Source organism: Phytobacter palmae (assembly GCF_039409775.1).
Classification (GTDB): domain Bacteria; phylum Pseudomonadota; class Gammaproteobacteria; order Enterobacterales; family Enterobacteriaceae; genus Phytobacter; species Phytobacter palmae.
In genome coordinates this window covers 1-24,043 of sequence record NZ_JBCIVJ010000030.1, presented here as the reverse complement: position 1 = coordinate 24,043, position 24,043 = coordinate 1, and the positions used below count along the sequence as shown (strand labels likewise).

General features: G+C 51.1%; 22 protein-coding genes. 11 read left to right on the top strand and 11 right to left on the bottom strand.

Annotated features, from left to right (window positions below):
* Positions 1-5 precede the first annotated feature (5 nt).
* The gene (gene rstA / locus AAIG39_RS23155; protein WP_249572859.1) at positions 6-725 is read right to left on the bottom strand and encodes a two-component system response regulator RstA; all 720 of its coding nucleotides are present in this window, start codon (positions 723-725) and stop codon (positions 6-8) included.
* Positions 726-854: 129 nt separating this feature from the next.
* On the opposite strand from rstA, the gene AAIG39_RS23150 reads away from it, so the two are divergent.
* Complete coding sequence (locus AAIG39_RS23150; protein WP_090086713.1) at positions 855-1,190, top strand: GlpM family protein; 336 nt, start codon at positions 855-857, stop codon at positions 1,188-1,190.
* Here AAIG39_RS23150 and folM read toward each other — a convergent pair.
* The 4 genes from folM to AAIG39_RS23130 form a co-directional block, all read right to left on the bottom strand.
* Positions 1,187-1,909 carry a dihydromonapterin reductase gene (gene folM, locus AAIG39_RS23145; protein WP_249572858.1) on the bottom strand — a complete coding sequence of 241 codons (723 nt, stop codon included), beginning with the start codon at positions 1,907-1,909 and terminating at the stop codon, positions 1,187-1,189. The genes AAIG39_RS23150 and folM overlap by 4 nt on opposite strands.
* A gap of 36 nt (positions 1,910-1,945) precedes the next feature.
* Entirely contained in the window at positions 1,946-3,328 is a 1,383-nt protein-coding gene (locus AAIG39_RS23140) for an amino acid permease (RefSeq protein ID WP_090086717.1), read from the bottom strand.
* A gap of 183 nt (positions 3,329-3,511) precedes the next feature.
* Positions 3,512-4,456, bottom strand: a complete 945-nt coding sequence (gene ydgH, locus AAIG39_RS23135) for a DUF1471 family protein YdgH (protein ID WP_047370069.1) — start codon at positions 4,454-4,456, stop codon at positions 3,512-3,514.
* A gap of 97 nt (positions 4,457-4,553) precedes the next feature.
* A complete protein-coding gene (locus AAIG39_RS23130) occupies positions 4,554-4,841 on the bottom strand; it encodes a hypothetical protein (protein WP_343194812.1) in 288 nt (95 codons plus the stop codon).
* A 142-nt stretch (positions 4,842-4,983) separates the two neighbouring features.
* Here AAIG39_RS23130 and pntA point away from each other — a divergent pair, with 142 nt between their 5' ends.
* The 3 genes from pntA (at position 4,984) to AAIG39_RS23115 (ending at position 9,127) form a co-directional block, all read left to right on the top strand.
* Complete coding sequence (gene pntA, locus AAIG39_RS23125) at positions 4,984-6,516, top strand: Re/Si-specific NAD(P)(+) transhydrogenase subunit alpha (protein ID WP_343194811.1); 1,533 nt, start codon at positions 4,984-4,986, stop codon at positions 6,514-6,516.
* Positions 6,517-6,526: 10 nt separating this feature from the next.
* The gene (pntB, locus tag AAIG39_RS23120; RefSeq protein WP_343194810.1) at positions 6,527-7,915 is read left to right on the top strand and encodes a Re/Si-specific NAD(P)(+) transhydrogenase subunit beta; all 1,389 of its coding nucleotides are present in this window, start codon (positions 6,527-6,529) and stop codon (positions 7,913-7,915) included.
* A gap of 90 nt (positions 7,916-8,005) precedes the next feature.
* Positions 8,006-9,127, top strand: coding sequence for a mechanosensitive ion channel family protein (locus AAIG39_RS23115; protein ID WP_090086723.1), 1,122 nt, complete (start codon positions 8,006-8,008; stop codon positions 9,125-9,127).
* Between the two features lie 21 nt (positions 9,128-9,148).
* On the opposite strand, the gene AAIG39_RS23110 is transcribed toward AAIG39_RS23115, so the two are convergent.
* On the bottom strand, positions 9,149-9,604 hold the full coding sequence (locus tag AAIG39_RS23110) for a multidrug/biocide efflux PACE transporter (protein WP_090086726.1): 456 nt from the start codon (positions 9,602-9,604) through the stop codon (positions 9,149-9,151).
* Between the two features lie 102 nt (positions 9,605-9,706).
* On the opposite strand from AAIG39_RS23110, the gene AAIG39_RS23105 reads away from it, so the two are divergent.
* Positions 9,707-10,582 (top strand): LysR family transcriptional regulator, encoded by an 876-nt coding sequence (locus AAIG39_RS23105; RefSeq protein WP_343194809.1) that lies wholly within the window; start codon positions 9,707-9,709, stop codon positions 10,580-10,582.
* A 46-nt stretch (positions 10,583-10,628) separates the two neighbouring features.
* Here the strand turns inward: AAIG39_RS23105 and uspE are convergent, their stop codons facing one another.
* The 3 genes from uspE to ogt all read right to left on the bottom strand — a co-directional run bounded on the left by uspE (position 10,629) and on the right by ogt (position 13,200).
* Positions 10,629-11,579 carry a universal stress protein UspE gene (gene uspE / locus AAIG39_RS23100; RefSeq protein ID WP_090086730.1) on the bottom strand — a complete coding sequence of 317 codons (951 nt, stop codon included), beginning with the start codon at positions 11,577-11,579 and terminating at the stop codon, positions 10,629-10,631.
* 144 nt (positions 11,580-11,723) lie between these two features.
* A complete protein-coding gene (gene fnr, locus AAIG39_RS23095) occupies positions 11,724-12,476 on the bottom strand; it encodes a fumarate/nitrate reduction transcriptional regulator Fnr (RefSeq protein ID WP_061495443.1) in 753 nt (250 codons plus the stop codon).
* A gap of 208 nt (positions 12,477-12,684) precedes the next feature.
* Positions 12,685-13,200, bottom strand: coding sequence for a methylated-DNA--[protein]-cysteine S-methyltransferase (gene ogt, locus AAIG39_RS23090; protein WP_343194808.1), 516 nt, complete (start codon positions 13,198-13,200; stop codon positions 12,685-12,687).
* Between the two features lie 555 nt (positions 13,201-13,755).
* Between ogt and smrA the strand changes: the two genes are divergently transcribed.
* A complete protein-coding gene (smrA, locus tag AAIG39_RS23085) occupies positions 13,756-14,319 on the top strand; it encodes a DNA endonuclease SmrA (RefSeq protein WP_090086737.1) in 564 nt (187 codons plus the stop codon).
* 7 nt (positions 14,320-14,326) lie between these two features.
* On the opposite strand, the gene umuC is transcribed toward smrA, so the two are convergent.
* Positions 14,327-15,580 (bottom strand): translesion error-prone DNA polymerase V subunit UmuC, encoded by a 1,254-nt coding sequence (gene umuC / locus AAIG39_RS23080; protein ID WP_249572852.1) that lies wholly within the window; start codon positions 15,578-15,580, stop codon positions 14,327-14,329.
* A gap of 437 nt (positions 15,581-16,017) precedes the next feature.
* Between umuC and tcp the strand changes: the two genes are divergently transcribed.
* Positions 16,018-17,679, top strand: a complete 1,662-nt coding sequence (gene tcp, locus AAIG39_RS23075) for a methyl-accepting chemotaxis citrate transducer (RefSeq protein WP_343194807.1) — start codon at positions 16,018-16,020, stop codon at positions 17,677-17,679.
* 124 nt (positions 17,680-17,803) lie between these two features.
* Here the strand turns inward: tcp and AAIG39_RS23070 are convergent, their stop codons facing one another.
* Positions 17,804-18,691, bottom strand: coding sequence for a LysR family transcriptional regulator (locus AAIG39_RS23070; RefSeq protein WP_343194806.1), 888 nt, complete (start codon positions 18,689-18,691; stop codon positions 17,804-17,806).
* 110 nt (positions 18,692-18,801) lie between these two features.
* On the opposite strand from AAIG39_RS23070, the gene argC reads away from it, so the two are divergent.
* The 4 genes from argC to AAIG39_RS23050 all read left to right on the top strand — a co-directional run bounded on the left by argC (position 18,802) and on the right by AAIG39_RS23050 (position 23,972).
* Positions 18,802-19,725 carry an N-acetyl-gamma-glutamyl-phosphate reductase gene (gene argC, locus AAIG39_RS23065; protein ID WP_343194805.1) on the top strand — a complete coding sequence of 308 codons (924 nt, stop codon included), beginning with the start codon at positions 18,802-18,804 and terminating at the stop codon, positions 19,723-19,725.
* 243 nt (positions 19,726-19,968) lie between these two features.
* A complete protein-coding gene (locus AAIG39_RS23060) occupies positions 19,969-20,949 on the top strand; it encodes a DUF1852 domain-containing protein (RefSeq protein ID WP_249572848.1) in 981 nt (326 codons plus the stop codon).
* Between the two features lie 27 nt (positions 20,950-20,976).
* On the top strand, positions 20,977-22,008 hold the full coding sequence (locus AAIG39_RS23055; RefSeq protein WP_090086746.1) for a methionine synthase: 1,032 nt from the start codon (positions 20,977-20,979) through the stop codon (positions 22,006-22,008).
* A 425-nt stretch (positions 22,009-22,433) separates the two neighbouring features.
* Positions 22,434-23,972 (top strand): methyl-accepting chemotaxis protein, encoded by a 1,539-nt coding sequence (locus tag AAIG39_RS23050; protein WP_343194804.1) that lies wholly within the window; start codon positions 22,434-22,436, stop codon positions 23,970-23,972.
* Positions 23,973-24,043: the final 71 nt, after the last annotated feature.

The window sequence follows — 24,043 nt, the reverse complement described above, 5'->3', positions numbered from 1 at the left end:
CGGACTCAGTTATCCCAGGCGTGCGGGGCGAAAAGATAGCCTTTGTTGCGCACGGTTTTAATACGGAAAGGCTCGGTAGCGTTATCGAGCAATTTCTTGCGCAGACGTGAAATCGCCACATCAACGCTGCGGTCCATTCCGTCATAGGTCACGCCACGCAGGTTTTTCAGTAACGCATCGCGGTCCATGATCTGTCCGGCGTGAGTAGCCAGTTCCCACAGCAGATCGAAATCGGCGGTCGAGAGGACGACCTGCTCGCCCGCCAGCAGTACCTGACGGTTTACCGGGTCGATGGTCAGTGTGCCAAATTGCAGGGTCTTATGCTGCTTAAGCGATGCCGGGGCAGATTCTTGTTGGGTGGTACCAGCCTGCTGGCGTAAGTGCAATCGCAGACGCGCCAGTAAAACCGCAGGAGGGGTGGTTTTGAGGATGTAGTCATTCGCGCCCATCTCCAGCGACAGAATATGGTTCATATCACTATCAAGAGAGGTGAGAAGGACGATAGGACCGCTCCACTGCTGGCGTAAATCGCGACACAACGTCATACCATCTTTGCCTGGAAGCATGATATCCAGAAGAATCAGATCTGGCTTTTCACGGGCGATGACCTCTTCTGCTCGATCACCACGCGGTTCAACTATCACATCCATATCGTGTTTGCCCAGATATGCCGCAATAAGTGCGCCCACTTCCGGGTCGTCTTCCACAAAAACGATCTTATTCATATATCATCGTGATGAGTCAAAAAGATGAACATACACTGCCTTTATTGATCCTGCCATTAATCTTTTTTAAACCAGCCCCCCATCCGCTATGCTGTAGGCCTTTGTTGTCATGATGAGAAAGAGAACCTGATGGCCCTGGTGATAAAAGCGGCAATTGGCGCACTGGTGGTGTTATTAATTGGTTTGCTGTCAAAAACGAAAAATTACTATATCGCCGGACTCATACCGTTATTTCCGACTTTTGCCTTAATCGCCCACTATATCGTGGCAACCGAGCGGGGCATTGAGGCGTTACGTACTACTATCGTTTTTGGGATGTGGTCCATTATTCCCTATTTCCTTTACCTGCTGTCACTGTGGTATTTCACCGGATTTATGCGTGTGGGTTACGCGCTGGGCGCCGCAGTGCTCTGCTGGTGCCTCAGCGCATGGCTGTTAATTTTTCTCTGGAGCCGTCTCCACTAGCGCAGCGGGCGGCCGCCATCAACGCCAAACGTACGTCCCGTGACGTAGCAACTGGTCAGCAGATAATCGACCAGATCGATTATCTCTTTCTCGCCAGGGGCGATTTTCATCAGCGATTTATTGAGCGCCTGCTGACGGTATTCCGCATCGTCATCGTCATTAAACAGAATCAGCGCTGGGGCAATGGCGTTGACTTTCACTTCCGGTGCCAGCTTCCTGGCAAAAGAGCGGGTCATATTATCCAGCGCCGCTTTACTGGCGGCATAGGCAATATGTTTGTCGCTCCCGCACTCAACGACATAATCGGTAAAGTGAATAATGTCGCTCGCAGCGTGCCCGAATCCGCGTAATAACCTCTCCAGCGCGTGGTTAAGCAAGTAGGGAGCATGGACGTGGATCTGCAGCATCCGGGAAAGGACATCAGGCAACGCAACGCCGGGTTTTTCACCCACCCAGTCGCCTGCATTATGAATAATTGCCCGCAGCCCCTGGGTTTTCTCCTTCACTATATCGGCGAAGGCCAGAACACCTTCATCACTGCTGAAATCCGCCTGAATGCATAAAGCGCCCGCGGCGGTTAACTGCTCAATCGCCGGATAAAGGGTCCGGTAACTGATGATAACGGGCTGCTGCTGGCTGAGAAAATGGTGGGCGAGGGCGAGGCCGATGCGACGGCCTCCTCCGGTAATCAATATCGGGCGTGTCTTCGTGTTTCCCATCGAATGCGTTCTCCTTCTCAACGGGGCGCATGCGGCTTACCCCATCAACATCCACGTGGCGGGAATGGCGGCGATCAGTAGCAGACCAATCAGCACTCTTTCCCGGCGTTTTAGCAGACTGGCTATGTCATGCGTGCGGCGTGCATAGATAAAGACCAGCAGCCCCGGCGCATAGAGCACAACCGACAACAGCAAATGCATCGGACCGGATGCATACAGTAACCATAAGCCATAGAGGCTGGCGCCGATAGCGACGGTACGGTGCAACGGACGACGAGAGATTTTCAGTAAAAATGCCCCGACAAGGAAATAAGGAACCAGAATCATCTCGGACGCAATGGTCAACAGCGTATTGTAATCAGAACCTGTGAGCCAGATCAGCACCAGAGAGACCTGCACGCTGATATTGGTTAACCACAGTGACGCCGCTGGCGCATTATTCCTGTTTTGTCGGGCAAAAATGCGTGGAAATGCCTGATGGGTAGCGGCCAGTAGCGGCACTTCCGCTGCCATGATCGTCCAGCTCAGATAGGCGCCACATACCGAAACAATCAACCCGGCGGCAATGACCACATCGCCCCAGGAACCCATCAGCCTGACCATCAGGCCTGCCATTGATGGATTACGCATTGCCGCCAGCTCCGGGCGCGGCATCACCCCCAGCGACAGCAATGTCACCAACAAATAGACGCCGAGGGCAGCCAGCACTGCCAGCAGGGTGGCGCGTCCCACATCGCGCTTGTTGCGCGCGCGGGCGGAAACGACCACTGCGCCTTCAACCCCGATAAACACCCAAAGGGTAATGAGCATGGTATTTTTCACCTGCTCCCATACGGGTACACCCAGTGCGATACCGGAGAAATCAAGGCTAAACGTATCGTAATGGAACGCCATTGCCGCCAGCACAATAAACAGGCCAAGCGGTACCAGTTTGGCGAGCGTCGCGGCGAGGTTAATGCTGGCTGCCGTCTGTACGCCGCGCAGCACTAAGGCGTGAACAAACCACAGCAACAGGGAGGCACCGACAATTGCCTGCCAGGTATTACCATCCCCAAAGAAGCGCAGCTCTGGCGTATCGGTAAAGAAACTTAGCGCAGAGAAGACAATCACCAGATATGAGACGTTGGCGATAACAGCGCACAGCCAGTAGCCCCAGGCGGAACAAAAACCGATAAGTTCGCCAAAACCTTCCCGGGCGTAAGTAAAAATACCGCCGTCCAGGTCCGGGCGAAGACGCGTCAGGATAAGCATGGCGAAGGCGAGCAGTAATATCCCCGCGCCGGTAATTGCCCAACCCATCAATAATGCGGCTGGGCTGGCGATTTCCGCCATATTTTGCGGAAGGCTGAAAACGCCTGCGCCGAGCATTGAGCTTAATACCAGCGCAGTTAAAGCGCTCAGGCCAAGTTTTTTTTCCATGGGTATCCTGTTATGAACGGACTCAATCCAGAATAATTATTTTGCATATGCGCATAAAAATGGTGGATATCACTGAGGCGCGGGATTTTACGGAGAGTCGTTATGGCATGCAATGCGTGTCGGCTTAATTTCGCGAAAAAAATAAAAAAGGCGACCCAGGGTCGCCTTTTGGTGAAGGGGGACTTATTTGTACAAGTCAGCGCTGATGGTGATATTGCTACCATTTTCCTGCCACTGGCGGGTGATGTGGTAGTACTTGGCGCCTTTCGCCGCGGCACGTTTAGCAACCTGATAAGAGATCTCGGTCAGGTTGCCGTAGTTACCGGTGAACGTGACGCTGTCAAACGGAATCATCTGCGCAGCTGTGATTTTATTCACTTCTTCGATTTTTTTGCCGTCAGGCAGCGTGACAGTGTAACGGTTTGAGGTCGATGATTGTGTTTCGAAGAAACGACCTACCTCAGCGCTCGGGGCGGCGGTAGTGGCAACGCCAGGAATTTCTACTTTTTTGGCTTCTTCACCGCCTTTCGCTAATGCCGCACGGCCTGCTTCGGAATCACGTGGAATAGCATCCGGGCTCTGCAGTACGCGTTTTTTGGCATCAGCTTTATAGATATACGCCGTAATTAACTGGTTGCCACCTTCGTTGGCATCGACCTGGCGGACGATATAGAAAGAGGCGGCCCCTTTCGCTTTCGCGGCTTTAGTGATGGCATCGTTTACTTCCGGCTGGGAGCGATAGAAGCCCTGTACCGTAACGGTATCGAACGGTTCCAGCTCAATGGCCTGGGTCTTTGGCAGCTCAGTTACGCCATTTATGACGCGCAGTTTTGGCGCATCGGCCTTCGGCGCATCGGCTTTATAAAGGTCCGTAGTGACACGCTGGTTACCGCTCTCACCATAATCAGAGGTATCTACAACATAAAACGAGGCCGCGCCTTCTTTATCAGCACGGTTTGACGCGGCTTTAACGGCATCGCCAATAGAGTTAAAGCGACCGGTGATAACAACGCGATCGTAGGGCTTCAATGCTGACGCTTGCTCCGGCGTTAACTCTGTCGCTGCGTTGACTGACAGTGCCGTAACGGACAAAAGTGCTGACGCCAGGAGGGTGTACTTAAGCTTCATAAAAATGATCCTTCGCCTTGCGCAAACCAGATACTGGTGTTGTTGTTAACTAAAAAACGTCGCTGATTATTGCATTTAATCAACACGACTGTCTGCGTCATTTTTCACTGACTGTGCTACGCGCCAGACGTTTTACGATAACGTTTAATGATATGTTGAAAAAACACCCTGTTGACCAATAAAAGTCATAAAGTATATGAGTTTTATAAGTTAATACATTGTTAAAATAGCGATGTGTGCTGGAGATTAATCGTGTTTTGCCGCTTCGCCTGAGCGGAATATCGGCTTGTTTAAATGAATTAAAGGGAAATAACCCTGTCAGCCCCGCCGCCTGCCCGCTTTTCACAGATAAAAACAGAATTTCTGTTTTCTGGCGGTAGATCACAGGCGTTATTTTCAGTAGGTTATAGAAAGTTTGTTACTGTTTTATTTTCCGGGACGCAGTCTGTTTATTTATCTCTGGCAGGCAACGTAATGCCCGGGCATCACTGACAAACCATCATCTAAAATCGATGGAAGGGAAAACTATGCGTATTGGTGTACCAAAAGAACGGTTGGCCAATGAAACCCGCGTTGCGGCGACGCCGAAAACGGTAGAGCAATTGCTTAAATTGGGTTTCACCGTCGCGATTGAAAGCGGCGCGGGCAAACTGGCAAGCTTCGATGACAACGCGTTTACCCAGGCTGGCGCAACCGTGGTGGACGAAAATAACGTCTGGCACTCTGACGTTATCCTCAAGGTGAATGCACCGACGGATGACGAAATAGCCTTGCTTAATCCGGGCACGACATTAGTCAGCTTTATCTGGCCTGCGCAAAATGCGCCGCTGATGGAAAAACTGGCTGCCCGCAATATTACCGTCATGGCAATGGATTCTGTGCCGCGAATTTCCCGGGCCCAGGCGCTGGATGCGCTGAGTTCCATGGCGAATATTGCTGGCTACCGCGCTATTGTGGAAGCCGCCCATGAATTTGGTCGCTTCTTTACCGGGCAGATCACTGCCGCAGGTAAAGTCCCTCCCGCGAAAGTGATGGTCATTGGCGCAGGGGTTGCCGGTCTGGCGGCTATTGGGGCCGCGAATAGCCTCGGGGCGATTGTCCGCGCGTTTGATACCCGTCCGGAAGTGAAGGAACAGGTCCAGAGTATGGGCGCTGAGTTCCTGGAGCTGGATTTCAAAGAAGAAGCCGGTAGCGGTGACGGCTACGCGAAAGTGATGTCTGAGGCGTTCATCAAAGCGGAAATGGAACTTTTTGCCGCGCAGGCAAAAGACGTTGATATCATCGTCACCACCGCGTTGATTCCGGGCAAACCGGCGCCGAAACTGATCACCCACGAGATGGTGGATTCCATGAAATCCGGCAGCGTGGTGGTCGATCTGGCAGCGCAAAACGGCGGTAACTGTGAATACACCGTGGCGAACGAAGTCGTCACCACGCCGAACGGCGTTAAAATCATTGGCTATACCGACCTGCCGGGCCGTCTGCCGACACAGTCTTCTCAGCTTTATGGCACTAACCTGGTTAACCTGCTGAAACTGCTGTGCAAGGAAAAAGACGGCAATGTGACGGTAGATTTCGAAGACGTTGTCGTGCGCGGTGTGACCGTGATTCGCGATGGCGAGGTTACCTGGCCGGCCCCGCCGATTCAGGTCTCCGCACAACCGCAGGCTGCGACAAAAGCTGCACCTTCCGCCGTGAAAGAAGAGGCTAAACCCACATCGCCATGGCTGAAATACGGCATCATGGCGCTGGTTATTATCCTCTTCGGCTGGCTGGCCGACGTTGCACCAAAAGAGTTTCTTGGCCACTTCACCGTCTTTGCGTTGGCTTGCGTGGTAGGTTATTACGTCGTGTGGAACGTCTCTCACGCCTTGCATACCCCGCTAATGTCGGTCACTAACGCTATCTCGGGCATTATCGTCGTTGGCGCGCTTTTACAAATCGGCCATGGTGGCTGGGTCAGCTTCTTTAGCTTTATTGCCGTACTGATTGCCAGCATTAATATTTTTGGTGGTTTCACCGTCACTCAGCGCATGCTGAAAATGTTCCGGAAGAACTAAGGGGTAGCACATGTCTGGAGGATTAGTTACAGCTGCATACATTGTTGCCGCGATCCTGTTTATTTTCAGCCTGGCGGGGCTGTCGAAACACGAAACGTCCCAGCAGGGTAACCGTTTCGGCATTGCCGGGATGGCGATTGCGCTGATTGCCACCATTTTCGGGCCGGACACCGGCAACGTGGCGTGGATTATCGTTGCGATGATTATCGGTGGCGCTATCGGTATTCGCCTGGCACGTAAAGTCGAAATGACCGAGATGCCTGAGCTGGTTGCCGTGCTGCACAGCTTTGTAGGTCTGGCTGCGGTGCTGGTTGGCTTTAACAGCTACCTTTACCACGAACCGGGTATGGAACCGATCCTGGTCAATATTCACCTGACCGAAGTGTTCCTGGGTATCTTCATCGGTGCGGTCACCTTCACCGGTTCTATCGTGGCGTTCGGCAAACTGTGCGGCAAGATCTCCTCAAAACCGCTGATGCTGCCTAACCGTCACAAATTGAACCTTGCGGCGCTGGTGGTCTCTTTCGTACTGTTGGTTATCTTTGTACGTACGGAAAGCGTAGGCCTGCAGTCTCTTGCGCTGCTGGTGATGACAGTTATTGCGTTGGTATTCGGCTGGCATCTGGTGGCCTCTATCGGCGGTGCTGACATGCCGGTCGTGGTCTCTATGCTGAACTCCTATTCCGGTTGGGCGGCGGCGGCGGCTGGCTTTATGCTGAGCAACGACCTGCTGATCGTCACCGGTGCGCTGGTGGGTTCTTCAGGGGCGATCCTCTCTTACATCATGTGTAAGGCGATGAACCGCTCCTTTATCAGCGTTATCGCCGGTGGCTTTGGTACCGACGGGTCCTCGATGGGGGCCGATGAAGAAGTGGGCGAACATCGTGAGATTACTGCCGAAGAGACGGCTGAGATGCTGAAAAATTCGCACTCTGTCATCATCACCCCAGGTTACGGTATGGCGGTAGCGCAGGCGCAGTATCCGGTTGCGGAAATTACCGAAAAACTGCGTGCGCGCGGCGTGAAAGTGCGCTTCGGTATTCACCCGGTTGCGGGCCGCTTGCCGGGGCACATGAACGTACTGCTGGCGGAAGCAAAAGTACCGTATGACATCGTGCTGGAAATGGACGAAATCAACGATGACTTCGCCGATACTGATACCGTACTGGTTATTGGTGCCAATGACACCGTTAACCCGGCGGCGCAGGACGATCCGAAGAGTCCTATCGCAGGTATGCCTGTTCTGGAAGTATGGAAAGCGCAGAACGTTATCGTGTTCAAACGCTCCATGAATACTGGTTATGCAGGCGTACAGAATCCACTGTTCTTTAAAGAGAATACCCAGATGCTGTTTGGCGATGCCAAAGCCAGCGTGGATGCGATCCTCAAAGCGCTGTAATTATCCGCGCTTATCTCAACCGCTCTTCGGAGCGGTTTTTTTTTGTCTGCGTCTATACTTTTTCTCTTCACGGTTATGATGAGGGAAAGAATGGAATTTTTATCACGTTTTGATTTGATATCTTTAATGATGACGCCATCGTTCTGGATTGCTGTCTTCACGGTCGTCATCATTACGATATTGGCCTACTGGTTGCTTAACCGTTTACTGCGTATCGTTGGTAAAGGGGTTCAGAGCTGGGGCGATAAGCATCACAGCACGCAGAAAATGCGTCTGGTGCTTAATGACATGTTAATCAGAACCAGTAAGGTGCTGCTCTTTATCGCCGCCTTTCTGTTTAGTCTGCGTTTTGTTGAACTCCCCGCGAATCTTTCTGCCACAATCAGTCATGCCTGGTTTCTGGTGCTCGCCATTCAAATGGCGCTCTGGTTTGATCAGGGGATTATCTCCTGGCTGCATCAGTTGCGTTATGAACCGGGTATGCACAAAAATCCGGTGACGCTGGTCATTACCGGATTGCTGCTACGGATGCTGGTCTGGACCGTTATGCTGTTGTCGATACTGGCGAATGTCGGGGTGAACATTACCGCGCTGGTGGCCAGTCTCGGCGTCGGCGGTATCGCCATCGCGCTGGCGGTTCAAACCATCCTCAGTGATGTCTTCGCTTCGCTGTCGATTGGTTTTGATAAGCCTTTTGAAATTGGTGATTTCGTTGTATTTAATGATGTCGCCGGGACGGTAGAGCATATCGGCCTCAAAACCACGCGCATACGCAGCCTGAGCGGAGAGCAAATTGTCTGTGGTAACGCCATCCTTCTGCAGCAGACGCTGCATAACTATAAGCGTATGCAAACCCGACGTATCGTTTTTACCTTCGGTGTAGCCTTGTCAACGCCGCCGGATAAACTTCGTCAGATAGGCGAAATGATAAAAAATATCATCAACGACGTCGGGGAGACCAAATTTGACCGCGCCCATTTCCTCGGCTTCGGCACCGATCGACTCAACTTTGAAGTCGTGCATATCGTCAACACGGCGGATTACAATAAATATATGGATATCCAGCAGGAGATTAATATCCGCATTATGGAGCAACTGGCGGCGAACGACGTGCAGCTGGCTCTGCCTACCACTGTCGTGAAAGGACCATGGCCCGCTGGCGTGCCGGACGCCGACAGCCAGCAGGAGACGATGACCGGTACGCGCAGTTAAAACACGGTCATCCGAAGCACCTTACTGACATATGCGCGCCGACTGACGGTAGACTATCCGGGCGCGCACTATGTCATAGATCCAGTTAAAGGCCATGGTGTAGGGAAGAAAGAAGAGGAAAAAGCCGATTTCCAGCAGGAAAGCCTCTACGAGCCCGATGCCAAGCGTCAGTGAGGCTATCGTCACGCCAATCACGATAAATCCCCCTTCAAACCCCAGCGCATGGCAGACGCGAACCTTCGCGGTGCGGGCCAGGCGATGAACAGGCCACAGTTTGTCAAACAGCGCGTTATATATCACATTCCAGATCATCGCCGCAGTGGCCAGCAACAATGTCAGTCCACCCATCTCGAGTACCGGACGCTGCATTATCCAGGCGCTGGCCGGGGCGCAAATGGCGGTGGCAATCACTTCGAAGCTCACCGCGTGAAAAATGCGTTCGGCCAGGCTTCGGCGCTGCACGGCATGTTGTTGCATGATTCAGGCTCCTTTTTGTCGCTTTACGGGGTTTGCTGAGAGGATTTTTATCGTTTTATGAGATAAGTTAAAGATAGATACCATCGATTAAATAGATACATCATGCGCTACTCTCCTGAAGCTCTGACTGCCTTTGTCGAAACTGTTGCCTCTGGCTCCTTCTCTGCCGCTGCGCGGAAACTGCGTAAAAGCCAGTCCACTATCAGTACCGCCATTGCTCATCTGGAAGCCGACTTGGGCGTGGCGCTCTTTGACCGCTCATCACGTCATCCGGTACTGACGCCGGAAGGGGTAAGGGCGCTCAGCTACGTTCAGGCCATTCTCGCCGCCAGCGATAAACTGGATGAGCTGGCAGTCTGGCTGGTGGGGGAAACGGAAACGCGGCTTACGTTCATACTTTCCGATACGCTGAATCCGGATACGCTGGCGGATTTGTTGGGGGAGTTCGACAAGCGCTATCCGCATACCGAATTTGAGTGTCTGATTGGCGAAAACGAGGACGTCATCGATCTCCTGCAAAAGGGACGTGCACAGCTAGGCTTAACGGAAGCCCGTGATGCCTATCCGACGGACATCGGCGTAATGCGCCTGCCCATGCAGAGTCGGATGGATATCTACGTGGCGCGCGGGCACCCGCTGGCGCAGCAGGAGAACGTCTCTGAGGAGCAATTACGTACCTGGCGTGAGCTGCGGCTCAATACCTATCTGGAAAACCGTAATACGCCCGCGCGCGGCCCGGTATGGTCAGCGCCGAGCTATCTGTTGTTGCTCAGTATGGCGGAGCAGGGGTTTGGCTGGTGTGCATTACCCTGCGCGCTGGTGGATGAGTTTTCCGGGGCGAAAAAGTTGACGCGTGTCGATGTGCCGGGATGGCCGCAAAGTATCCTTATCGACCTGTTGTGGAATAAAAAACAGCCGCCGGGCGTTGCCGGGAGCTGGCTGCGGTACTATTTGCAGCACTGGCGAGGTAAGCAATAAAAAAGAAAACGCCCGCGAGTGGCGGGCGTTGTGCGGTGAGCTGTGGTTAATCGTCTTCTTCGTCATCCAGTTCAATCGGGCTCTGATAGTCGTCAGGTTTGATGACCAGCAGATCGCAACGCAGATGATCGATCACCTGTTCTGCGGTATTACCGAGGAACGCTGCGGAGAGCCCGGTACGCCCGACGGTACCCAGCACGACTATCCCCGCCTGCAAATGTTCCGCCAGATCCGGAATGACCTCTTCCGGCAGGCCTTTATTGACATGGGTTACTTTTTCATCAATACCGAATTTCTGCCGTAAGGCTTTCATAGCAATCAGATGCTGGCCGCGAATCGCGTCGTTATAGACGCTCGGGTCAAATTCCGGCAGTTCAATGGCAATGTTAATCGGAGTTACCGGATAAGCGCCAACCAGATGAACTTCGGTATGGTTGACCTGTTCTGCCAGATGCAGCGTCTCCTTCACCAGTTTTTCATTCAGCGCATTGTGGTATTGTTCTTCGCTGGCAAGGTTGACCGCCACCAGCGCTTTTCCGCCTTCAGGCCAGGGCTGATCTTTAACCATCCAGACCGGGCAAGGGCATTTACGCAGCAGATGCCAGTCGGTGGGGGTGAAGATAACTGATTCAAGTTTGTCATGCTGGTGGGCCATTTTCAGCAGCAAGTCATGGCCGCCGGATATCACTTCCTGAATGATGGCTTCGAAAGGACGGTTATGCCACACCACTTTAATATCAATAGGGACGCCAGCGTCTACATAATACTTCGCCTGTTCACGTATCCAGGCCGTACGCTGGCTGATCACGCCTTGTCTCATGGCTGTGCGTTCGTCAGGGGACAGAAGGGTGGTCATCTCGTAAGAGAAATCATAGATCGGCAGGAAAGCTTTAATCCGGCCGCCAATCCGTTGATGTAAATACACGGCACGTCGTAATGCGGGCTGATCGTCCTGGTTAGGATCGATGGCGACCAGCATATTTTGATACTTAGCCATACAGGGTCTCCTTACATCTGTCACCACAGTCTGTAAATACAAGATAACCTATAAGTACTGAATGAAACAGGGAAAACCTTTTGCCAGATCAATAAATCAAAAAATTCAGGCGTCCGGCAAAAGGTCAAAAGGAGGGGGGGAAACTCAGGCTACGTTACGCGAATGTCCGGCAAGCTGTGCCAGGATATCGCTGTTCTCGATGGTGATATATTTGCCTTTCACCGCCAGCATACCGCTCTTCTGGAAACGACCCAGCAGACGGCTGATGGTTTCTACGGTCAGGCCTAAATAGTTACCGATATCGCCACGAGTCATGGTCAGGCGAAACTCACGTGGTGAGAAGCCACGCTGGGCGAAACGACGCGACAGATTATAAATAAAGGCGGCCAGACGCTCTTCAGCGTTCTTTTTCGACAGCAGCAGAATCATGTCCTGATCGCCTTTGATCTCGCCGCTCATCAGGCGCATCATTTGCTGACGCAGGTTTGGCATTTTGCCTGACAGGTCATCGAGCGTTTCGAACGGAATTTCGCAAACCATTGAGGTTTCCAGCGCCTGGGCAAAGCTCGGGTGGTGACCAGTGCCGATGGCATCGAAGCCGACCAGATCACCTGCCAGATGGAAACCAGTAATTTGCTCGTCGCCCTGCTCAGTAATGGTATAGCTCTTGATCGTGCCGGAACGAATAGCATAAAGCGATTTCAGTTCATCCCCAGCTTTAAACAGAGTCTGACCTTTCTGGATGGGCTTTTTGCGCTCAATGATATTGTCGAGCTGATCGAGCTCATGTTCATTGAGTGTGAAGGGGATGCAGAGCTGGCTAATACTGCAATCCTGGCAATGGATTGCACATCCGCCAGACTGAATGCGTCGTATAATTCGCTTTTCCGGGATCATAGGTCTGCTCAAGCCGTAATTGATTTTAGTCAATTTTATCATCTTTTTCTTGAACGCGTAAGCCTGGCGAAACGTCAATTCAGTAGAATTAAAACAGGCAGGAGAAACGATGAAAAGGCGGGCTAAACCATCTTATTGATATTCCATCGTTTCAGTAAGGCTTTTACCACAGAATCCCGTGAAAAAGAGCACAAAGATCCCCTTTTTTTCACAATAGCAAGTAACCTTCATGGCGCAATAACCACTCTTTACGATGCACGCCGCCTGCATATCCCGTCAGGGTGCCGTTGCGGCCAATCACCCTGTGGCAGGGGACTACAATACTGACCGGATTTGAACCGTTCGCGGCACCTACCGCACGTGCGGCGCCGACGCGACCAAGCATCTCCGCTAACTGACCATAGTGGATGACCTGGCCGCACGGGATATTGCGTAACGCTTTCCAGACTTCACGCTGAAAGGGGGTGCCCGCCGTGGCAGTTGGCAGAGTATTTATTACCGCCAGGTCGCCCTCGAAATAGTCCAGAAGTTTGCGGCTTAATCCACCAGGGTTGGTGGCAGGAAGGCGTGTATAACCTTCCTTGCGATAATGAATATTCAGCAGTTCCACCATGCGATTGCTATGTTCTTCCCACTCAACCGCACGCAGATGGAATGTTTCATCGCACAGCACCCACAGTGGTCCCAGCGGAGTGGCAATTTTGTCCTCAAGTAGCGTAAGCATCGATAGTCCTTTCTCAAACATCGCAATAGCACAGGGAGAGTTGCGCAATTTAGCACGATCGAGAAAGTGTCTCTATACCCCATTAGAGGCGCAATAAATCAAATAAAATCGGGAAAGGTTAACAATTATTCATATGGTGAATATTTTACGCCTTACAGAATCCGTGGTTATTGAATAGATGATATATTCTTCATAATCGTGAAAATAAAAAAATAGAGCCTGCCGACATCCGTCAGGCTCTACAGTACACACAGCAACGCGTCCGTTCGGTAATTATTTTAAACTTCATCCTTGCGCGGTAAATATAGTTATAGTTCCGATGGCAGATATTTCCAGTTTGAAATGGTGATTAGTTTCACGATAATTTAACTGAAATTTTGGATATTAACGACAGTAAACTTCTAGTTAAGTAAGATTAAATAGCGAGCGAAATTAATTCCAATAATTGCTTCAAATATCACGCTAATTGCCCACTGCTAATTGAATCTCAGGCATTGTGGCATGCTGTCGCGCCCGCTATAGTAAGCCCCTCAGATGTAGCGGGAGGACTAAACCATGAACCCTGATGACAAATCACTGTTTCTTGACGCCATGGAGGATGTCCAGCCACTCAAGCGCTGTGCCGATGTTCACTGGCATCCGGCCCGAAATACGCGTGCTCCCCGGCATATCGACACGTTGCAGCTTGATAATTTCCTGACCACCGGATTCCTTGATGTCTTGCCCCTTGATACGCCGCTGGAATTCCGCCGCGAAGGGCTGCAAACCGGGGTAATTGATAAACTTCGCACCGGCAAGTATTCCCAGCAGGCCAGCCTCAGCCTGTTACGCCAGCCAGTAGAGCAGTGCCGACAGCTGTTATTCCGCTTTGTGTACCAGGCGCGGCAGGACGGGTTACGTAATCTTCTGATAATCCACGGGAAAGGTCGGGAAGATAACTCCCACGCCAATATAGTTCGCAGTTATCTTGCCCGCTGGTTGACCGAATTTGATGATGTTCAGGCATTTTGCGCCGCGCAACCACGGCATGGTGGCAACGGCGCATGCTATGTGTCTTTGCGAAAATCGGCAGAGGCGAAGCAGGAAAACTGGGAGCGTCACGCCAAACGTAGCCGCTGAACGGCGGCTACTGTACCAGCGGCACATCCTCTATCCGGGTAGTCCATGCCGGGGAGAGCAGGTAGCGTTTCATTGACCAGGCCGGGGTAACGCCCTGGCCTGCAAACCACATTTTATTGCCTTTCTCGTTCATTCGATCCATTACGTGCATCAATGCCTGACTATTTGCACGGGGGGCATACTCATCGAATAAATTAAGTTGTGCAACGCCTTGACTAAAGAAGTCTCCTAATATAACACCCGCTTTTTGATATCGCGGACCTTGCTTCCAGATAATATCCAGGCTACGCGTTGCCGCAGCAATAATATCTCTGGTGTCCTGTGTGGGGGTAAGTAGCGTAATTCCTGCGCTATTGCTGTAATAAGGCTCATCTGGATCGTGTGGGCTGCTTTTTATAAAAGCGCCGACATAGCGACAATATTGATGCTGGGCACGTAATTTTTCTGCTGCTCTGGCCGCCCATGTACTGATCCCCTCACGTACTGAGGAATAATCGCTAATTCGCTGACCGAAAGAGCGCGAACTGATAATTTCATGTTTTGCCGCAGAGAATTCCTGAAAACCGAGACAAGGCTCGCCACGCAGCTCGCGAACGGTTCTTTCCAGTACTACGCTGAAGTTTTTGCGAATAAACCATAAATCACATTTTGCCAGTTCCAGCACAGTGGTGATATTCATGGTGTTCAGCTTTTTTGTCAGCCGTCGACCTATGCCCCAGACCTCTTCTACGGGGACTGCTGCCATCAACCGTTGCTGACTGGCAGGGGTCGAGATATCCACCACGCCGCCGCTCTGTGCCTGCCATCTCTTGGCCGCGTAGTTTGCCAGTTTTGCCAGCGTCTTCGTCGGTGCGATGCCAACCCCCACCGTCAGCATGGTGCGTTGATAAACGGTATCGCGAATATATTTGCCGAAGCGTTTGAGGTGAGGAATACCTGAGAGATCCACAAATGCTTCATCAATACTGTATTGATCCACCCGCGGGCAAATTTCTTCCAGCGTACTCATCACCCGATGGCTCATGTCGCCATAGAGAGCGTAGTTGCTGCTGAATACCGCTACGCCATGGCGCTGTAACAGATCTTTTTGTTTGAAATAAGGCTCCGCCATCCCAATGCCCAGCGCTTTGGCCTCGGCAGAGCGGGACACTATGCAGCCATCGTTATTTGAAAGCACCACGACTGGTTTACCACTCAGATCAGGCCGCCAGACGGTTTCGCAACTGGTATAGAACGAGTTAACGTCAACAAGGGCAAACATAATGATCTGACCTCTTATATAAATACTGTTTTTATATACAGTACTTGCGGCCAGTAAAATGATCAAGGGAGTTATTCGCCAGGGTATCAGGAGCTTTCAATAAAAGGGCCACGTGCAGCATGTCCATCCCATCTTTCAGCCCGTCTCCTGTGATATGCAGCTAACCGGGATAACCGGCATGGTGACGAAAACTATGCGCCAGCGTGGAGTCAGGACATGTGCATGACGATGGCGCACCGCAGATCGCATCCCAGGAGAGAGCAATACACAACAGGAAGCTGCCAGGGTGAAAGGGCGGATAAGGGCAGGGGAAACAGGCCATACAGTGCCCGTTGTCAACTCCGATAATTAACAGGTCTGGCCTGCGCGACCATAAAGTTAATGCCTGCCGTGTCGATATATATTGAGCAACTTTGCCTCTTCCCTGGACCCAGAATATGCTCAAAAATATACGTGTCATCACCGGCATCATCATTGCCTTGTCGGTATTTTGTCTGCTTCAGCTCGTTACCGGCGGACTTTTCTACTCCGCTGTCAATAATGACAGAGTGAATTTTCAGAATACGGGCATTCTTAGCGCACAGCAGGAAAATCTTGGCGATAGCGTCAATACGCTGATTAAAACACGCGTCACTGTTACCCGCGTGGCGATCCGCTTTTTAAAAAATCAACGCGATCCGGCATCGCTTGCCAGTATCGATAAACTTCTTACGGCTGCCTCTGAATCCCTCAGCAAGGCCGAAGGATACTTTAACAACTATAAAAATACCCCTCCCGTGGCAGGTCAGGATGCCGCGTTAGCCAATGAAGTTTCGCAAAACATCACCAAAATGCACGACGTGCTGCAGCAGTCCATCACCTTCCTGCGGGCAAATAATTACGAAGCCTATGGCAACCTGGATGCGCAACAGGCGCAGGATGATATGGATGCCAGCTATGCGAAATGGCGCACCGAAAACAACGCCTTCCTGCAGGCGGCCGCCCGGGAAAACCAGAGCAGCTTTACCAGTATGCAATGGACCCTTGGCGTGATACTGCTGGTGGTGATCGCGGTCATGACTGTGATCTGGCTGGGGCTGCAACATCTGCTGCTCAAACCACTGCACAGCGTGATGGGACATATTCGCGCGATTGCCGATGGCGACCTGACACAGCCGATCTCCGCCGAAGGCCGTAACGAGATGAGCCAACTGGCCAGCGGCCTGCACGAGATGCAATCCTCGCTGGTCAGAACCGTGAGCGCGGTGCGTAACAGTTCCGATTCGATTTATACCGGTGCGAGCGAAATCTCTACCGGTAATAACGATCTCTCTTCCCGTACTGAACAGCAGGCTGCATCGCTCGAAGAGACTGCCGCCAGTATGGAACAATTGACCGCGACGGTGAAACAGAACACCGATAACGCCCGCCAGGCTTCAAACCTGGCGAAAAATGCCTCCGACACCGCGGCGCGCGGCGGTCGCGTGGTAAGCGACGTGGTACGAACCATGAGCGAGATCTCCAGCAGTTCTCAGCAGATTGCCCAGATAACCAGCGTGATTGACGCCATTGCCTTCCAGACCAATATCCTCGCGCTCAATGCCGCCGTTGAAGCTGCTCGTGCGGGTGAGCAGGGGCGTGGGTTTGCGGTGGTCGCAGGGGAGGTTCGCACACTGGCGAGTCGCAGCGCGCAGGCTGCAAAAGAGATCAAAACGCTGATAGAGAACTCCGTCAACCGCGTCAATTCCGGCACCTCGCTGGTGGCAGAAGCCGGTAATACCATGCAAGAGATCGTCAATGCCGTGACGCGCGTAACCGATATCATGGGCGAAATCGCCTCCGCATCGGACGAGCAGAGCAAAGGCATTGAGCAGGTGAGCCTCGCGGTATCGCAAATGGACAGCGTAACCCAGCAGAACGCCTCGCTGGTGCAGGAGTCCGCTGCGGCTTCGGCAGCACTGGAAGAGCAAGCTGAACAGCTGCGTCAGGCCGTCGCGGTCTTTCGCGTAAATGGTCACAGCACGCTGATGCAAAGCAAACCCGGTAAACCGACCATCGCACCGCGCACGGCCGTTGTCGCCGCGCCTGCTGTTAGCGACGGCAACTGGGAAACGTTCTAACTTGCTCCGGGCCGGATAACCTGGCGTTATTCCCTCTCCCTTAAGGGAGAGGGAAATTAACGGCGCCATTGCGTTTTTTTCGCCGCTCTGTGGCGAAGGCAGGCTGAAAACAGCAATCCGCATCTCACTCCTGTTTTAAATCCCGCAACACCGCCAGTAAATGTTGTGTCGACATATCGTTTTCCCCTTCTCGCCACGCTAACCCTAATTCCCGCCACAATGCTGGCTTGAGTGGACGAACCGCGATGCGATCATCACGGGATTCTGGCGTACCCGATTCAAGCGGTAACAGCGTGGCGCCATAACCTGCGCCCACGAGACTTTTTATCGCATCGTTGTAATCAAGTTTAATTCGCGGCGCAGGACGGTGGCCCGTTTTTGCAAACCAATGGTTTGTCAGTTGTGATAAGTGGGTACCAGAACCATTCAGAATTAGCGGCTTTTCAATCAGCCATTGAGGCGACACCACATCCGGTATTTGCCAGTTGGCAGGCAGAAAAGCGACAACAGGATCCCGTCGCCAGGCATCAATCTCCAGGCCATTCCCCCGCAACTGCGGGAGCGCAACAATACCGATATCAAGTGAACCGGATTTCAGTTGCTCAAGGGTCTGTTGCGAAGTGAGTACGGTAATCTGAACGTCGATATTCGGATGGAGCTGCGCCAGTTTTTCAATTGCCTGGGGCAGAAGGTTAGCGATAGCCCCCGTAGAGGCGCCCAGTCTGACCTGTCCGGTCAGACCCTGCGCCTGGCGTGAAATATCGTCAAGCACATAAGCGGCATCAGCCAGTAACCGACGCGCATGCGTGACCAGCTTTTCGCCAATCGCTGTTGGCCTGACGTTGCCCCGGGTTCGGGAAAGCAATGTTGCCCCAACCCGATTTTCCAGTTCAGAAATATGCAGGCTGACCGTTGGGGGCGACAAATGCAGCCGTCCGGCTGCCTCATTGAAAGAGCGGGTATCGGCAATCGTTATCAGTGTGCGTAACTGATCAAGGTTAATCTCACGCATCAAAATACCTCAGAAAAACTGAATTTCACGTAAAGATAATTCAACTTTACCCGCACTTAAACCTGGCACAACATCAATGTCATAAATTCTATCCGCGAGCAGGTATGACAATGACGAACGTTTTTATTGATGGCGAGCAGGGCACGACAGGCTTACAGATTCATGACCGACTGCGCGGTCGTTCAGACATTACTCTGATGGCGCTTCCTGTGTCACAACGCAAAGACAGGCGGCTGCGCGCAGAGATGCTCAACAGCTGCGATATCGCCATACTGTGCTTGCCCGATGAGGCTGCCCGGGAGGCGGCAGCGATGGTGAAAAATCCGCGCGTACGTATTATTGATGCCAGTTCAGCCCACCGGGTTACGCCCGGCTGGACATACGGTTTTCCTGAGTTAAGTGCCGACCAGCCCGATCGTATCAGAGCGTCGATGCGCATCACGAACCCCGGCTGTTATCCAACGGGGGCGATTGGTCTTCTGTTTCCATTGGTGAATGCCGGACTGTTGCCCGCCGATTACCCTCTGTCGATTCATGCGGTATCCGGCTATTCGGGCGGGGGAAGGGTAGCGATAGAGCAGTATGAAGGCGAACAGGCCGACGCGGCGCCCGCGTTCCAGGTCTATGGTCTGGGTCTCAGGCACAAACATGTTCCGGAGATTGCGCGCTACGCAGGCCTCTCTGTTCCGCCCCTCTTTATGCCCGCTTACGGTGGCTATCGCCAGGGGATTGTATTGAGTGTGCCGTTACAGCAACGTTTGTTGACCAAAAACGCCAGTGCCTCTGCGATACATGCCTGCCTTACGGAGCATTACTACCATAGCCAATATGTCAGGGTACTGCCCCAGGTAACAGCAGACGATGCAGAGCGCATAAACCCGGAGCGTCTGAACGGAACTAATGATATGGAGCTTGGTCTGTTTTCCAGTCCTGAAAATGGACAACTATTGCTGACAGCTGTCTTCGATAACCTGGGTAAAGGGGCATCGGGCGCTGCCGTGCAAAACCTCAATCTGCTCATCGGCGCCGACTAGTACGCGCTCAGGGGGCCGGGCTTTTACGCCCGGCGCCTGCTCATCATCGGCGGTGAGGCCGATCATGAAGATGGCTCATGTTGTAATGAAATTAAGTCGCTTTTACTCACCCGCTGGCTCTGGCATAAATATTCCACATTAACTTATTGATAACATGAAAACTACGAATGAGAAACCAGCGTTCCTGGTAACTTAATGAACAGACACGGTTTTTCATGTCAGACATCAGGGTGGAAAATCGCGATGAATAAAGAGTTCACATTTACTATTAAGCGCAGTCGCTTCGACGAAAATTATAACCCCTCAGCAAATACGCGTATTACGACTAATTTTGCCAATCTGGCCAGAGGCGATAACCGTCAGGAAAATCTGCGAAATACGTTAGTGATGATTGATAATCGCTTCAATGCTCTGGCTTACTGGGATAATCCCGGAAGCGATCGATATTCGGTCGAACTGGAAATTATCTCCGCTGAGATGACAATTGGCTCTGAAGATGATATTGCGTTCCCGGCCATTGAAATATTGGAAACGCATATTGTTGATAAGAAAACCAACGAACGTATCGCAGGAATTGTCGGAAATAATTTCTCTTCATACGTGCGAGATTATGACTTTAGCGTATTGTTATTAGAACATAATAAAGGCCAGACTGGGTTTAGTCTTCCTGACAATTTTGGCGATTTGCATGGCAATATCTTCAAACATTTCGTTAACTCCAGTGCTTACAAAGCAAATTTCAAAAAATCGCCGGTAATATGCCTGAGCGTGTCAAGCAAAGACACCTATCACCGCACGGGCAATCTACACCCTGTACTGGGCATTGAATACCAGCCCAACGGTACGTCGCTGACGGAGCAGTATTTCAACAAAATGGGCCTGCAGGTTCGCTATTTCATGCCGCAAAATAGCGTTGCGCCGCTGGCCTTTTATTTTTCGGGTGATTTGCTGAGTGATTACACCAGCCTTGAGCTTATCAGCACCATCAGTACGATGGAGACGTTCCAGAAGATCTATCGCCCAGAAATTTACAATGCTAACTCTGTCGCTGGTCACTATTATCAGCCAGACCTGAATCATCAGGATCACTCATTAACTAAAATCGTATATGACCGGGAAGAGCGCAGTCAGTTGGCAATCGAACAGGGCAAATTTACCGAAGAGCACTTTATCAAACCCTACAAGAATATTCTTGAGCAATGGTCCGCAAACTTCGCTCTTTAATTAATCGAGACTAAAAGGTCGTTTATTATGAAAACATTGCTCCCCACGTCAACAGCGGGCAGTTTGCCGAAACCGTCCTGGCTTGCCGAACCAGAAAAACTGTGGTCACCCTGGAAATTACAAAATGAAGAGTTAATTGAGGGGAAAAAAGATGCCCTGAGTTTATCCCTCTACGATCAACTGCGGGCAGGGATAGATATCGTCAGCGATGGCGAACAAACGCGCCAGCATTTTGTCACGACGTTTATTGAACACCTCAGCGGCGTTGATTTTGAAAAACGTGAAACTGTCAGAATACGTAATCGCTATGATGCGAGCGTGCCGACCGTAGTGGGTGAGGTGGCGCGTCAGCAACCGGTTTTTGTTGAAGATGCCAGATTCTTACGGCAACTGACTAAACAACCCATTAAATGGGCCCTGCCGGGACCAATGACGATGATCGATACGCTTTATGATGCCCATTATAAAAGCCGCGAAAAACTTGCCTGGGAATTTGCCAAAATTCTCAATCAGGAAGCAAAAGAATTAGAGGCGGCGGGCGTTGATATTATCCAGTTTGATGAACCTGCCTTTAATGTATTCTTTGACGAGGTCAACGACTGGGGAGTTGCCGCCTTAGAAAGGGCCATCGAAGGGCTGAAATGTGAAACAGCGGTACATATCTGTTACGGCTATGGTATTAAAGCCAACACTGACTGGAAAAAGACGCTGGGCTCTGAGTGGCGGCAATACGAAGAGGCGTTTCCGAAATTGCAGACGTCAAATATCGATATTATCTCGCTGGAATGCCACAACTCGCGAGTTCCAATGGAACTGCTGGAACTGATTCGCGGTAAAAAAGTGATGGTGGGGGCGATTGACGTGGCGACATCGGCCATTGAGACACCAGAAGAGGTCGCCAGTACGCTGCGCCAGGCCCTCCGGTTTGTTGATGCCGATAAGCTTTATCCTTCGACCAACTGTGGCATGACGCCTTTATCGCGCCGGGTCGCTAATGGTAAGCTCAACGCGTTAAGCGCAGGTGCGGAAATCATCCGTCGGGAACTTTCGGGCAAATAACCTCCCTCGTCAGTGGAAAGTTTAAAAAACGCAGTCCGGATCAGGTGATGCTATCAAGCGTTCTCTTGCCTGAATAACCGGACTGCGTATTATCTGAGATAGCCGTCATCATGGATGAAAAACGGTGATGGTTTTCCGCCCGTGGCGTAATAATGCAAACAGTTTGTATATAATATATTGCAGCTATGTGCTTGCGACTAAAAAAGCGCTTACTGCAATTTAATTTATAGCATGTTATATCCTGGCGATAAAAACGTGTTTTATTTGTGAAATCCCTTCTTAAAATTAATTCGCAGGAGAAGCATTTAACGTTGCTTAAAATAGAGTAAGCGTGACTTAACTAAAATTTTTGTTGCTACAGATATAAAGGTAAGCACACCGGCGCCGATAAAAATAACACTGTATATGCGTTGATGAGGCTGAACATGACCATTCTTAAGAAACTGACTTTAATATTTGTTTTTTCAATTATGATAATGATCACTCTTGGTGGGCTAAGCCTGAAAGCGCTCAATAACGCACAAGACAGATTTGAATATGTGACAACAAATAGTATGCCGAGTATCAGTAAACTCAGTGAAGCTTTGTTACACAGGGAAGAGGCGCGGCGTCAGATTCTCATGTCATTGCTGGTAAATGATAAAGTCGTGTTTGAAAAACATATTGCTACGGCAACCAGCGAGTTAAATAAAGTCAGTAGCATACTGAATGAATATCAATCAAAACTCGTTTCCGACCCCAATGATGGTGAATTAATTAAAAAAACTATCCGCACGTTTGAAGAATATAAAGTAAAAGTAATGGACATGAAAAATGTCTACGAGCAAGAGGGGATCGATGCAGCCAGATTAATGGTGTCTGACGGGGGAGCGACGGCCACTGCTTCTGTGGCGCTTAGCGCGGCTATACAGGAAATGTTAGAGTATAATTATAAAATAGCTGTTAATTATGCTGAGGAGAACCACAATCAATATCATAATACTGTGTGGTTTCTGAGCATCATCATTATTTCTGCAGTGGTTGTTATTGCTCTTTTCTCATGGCAAATCCTGACATATCTGAGAAAAGGGCTACGTACTCTTCAGGAAAGCATGGCAACTATCAGCGATACGCTAAATCTCACCCTTCGATTAAATATTGATAAGAATGATGAGCTTGGTGTTACGGCAAAAAGTTTTAATGGGCTGGTTGAGAAGATCAGGGGAGTATTATCAAGCGTCAAAGATGCCAGCAAAGAAGTAGATACCGCTGCGAATGAAATAGCGGTAAGTAACGACGATCTCTCTTCACGAACTGAATCTCAGGCTTCGTCTCTTGAGAAGACGGCGGCTAGTATGAATGAGCTGTCTGTCACCGTAAATCATAATATGGATAACGCCAAACAGGCGAATGCATATATTGGACAGGTTCAGTCGATGGTGAATGAAAGTCACCAGGAACTCGGTGCTCTGAAAGGGTCTATTGACGATATTTCCTTATCTTCAAGCAAGATTGCAGAAATTACATCCATCATTGACGGCATCGCTTTTCAAACCAATATTCTTGCGCTTAATGCGGCCGTGGAGGCTGCTCGTGCCGGTGAGCAGGGCAAAGGGTTCGCCGTGGTGGCAGGGGAAGTGCGTTCGTTATCCCAGCGTTCCTCCGTGGCCGCCCGCGATATTCGCGACTTAATTGAAGAGGCGCTGAAAAATATCAACAAAGGCGTCGTATATGCAGCCAGCGTCACAACCAAAATGAATAACGCCCTGGGAATGGTGGACGAAACGACACATCTCATTAACCAGGTCAATCATTCTTCCAGCGAGCAGAGTCATGGCATCGAACAGGTCAATATTGCCGTAAGCCAGATGGAAGGTAACCTGCAGCAAAATGCGGCGATGGTGGAACAGATGGCCACCGCAGCAAACTCGTTAAGTCAGCAGGCCAGCACGCTCTTACGGGAAGTTGAAGCGTTCCACTTATAAGCGGCTGATAAACGATTTATTCCCACAGCAGGCCTGCCGTTATGCTCCAGTCGTGTCAGACACCACAGAGA